Source organism: Flagellimonas lutimaris (genome assembly GCF_003581615.1).
Classification (GTDB): domain Bacteria; phylum Bacteroidota; class Bacteroidia; order Flavobacteriales; family Flavobacteriaceae; genus Flagellimonas; species Flagellimonas lutimaris.
This window is the reverse complement of record NZ_QXFH01000053.1, coordinates 1-420: the sequence shown is the minus strand read 5'-3', so window position 1 is coordinate 420 and position 420 is coordinate 1. Positions and strand designations below refer to the sequence as shown.

The 420-nt window shown below is 60.7% G+C and carries 1 protein-coding gene; it reads left to right on the top strand.

All coding sequences use genetic code 11. From position 1 onward, the window contains the following. The coding region (psaG, locus tag D2V08_RS18250) for a photosystem I reaction center subunit V (protein ID WP_119606356.1) at nucleotides 1-416 on the top strand (416 nt) is incomplete at its 5' end. Nucleotides 417-420 lie beyond the last annotated feature (4 nt).

The following is a 420-nucleotide window of genomic DNA, read 5'->3' as shown; positions in this document are numbered from 1 at the left end:
CCCCAAGCTTCCAAGGTCTCCGAGCAGTGAACAAGGCCTCCGGCGAGTCCTTGAAGGGCGCATTCTGCCGGCCCCTGAGCACGAGGAAGTCGCGGGGCGGCAGGCTCGTAGTGAAGGCGGAGCTGAACCCGTCGGTGGTGATCAGCCTGAGCACGGGGCTGTCTCTGTTCCTGGGGCGGTTCGTGTTCTTCAACTTCCAGAGAGAGAACGTGGCGAAGCAGGTGCCGGAGCAGAACGGGATCTCGCACTTCGAAGCCGGCGACGTGAGGGCGAAGGAATACGTGAGCCTGCTGAAATCCAACGACCCCGTGGGGTTCAACATCGTCGACGTTCTGGCCTGGGGTTCCATCGGCCACATCGTCGCCTACTACATTCTTGCTACCTCCAGCAATGGCTACAACCCCAGCTTCTTCTGATCTA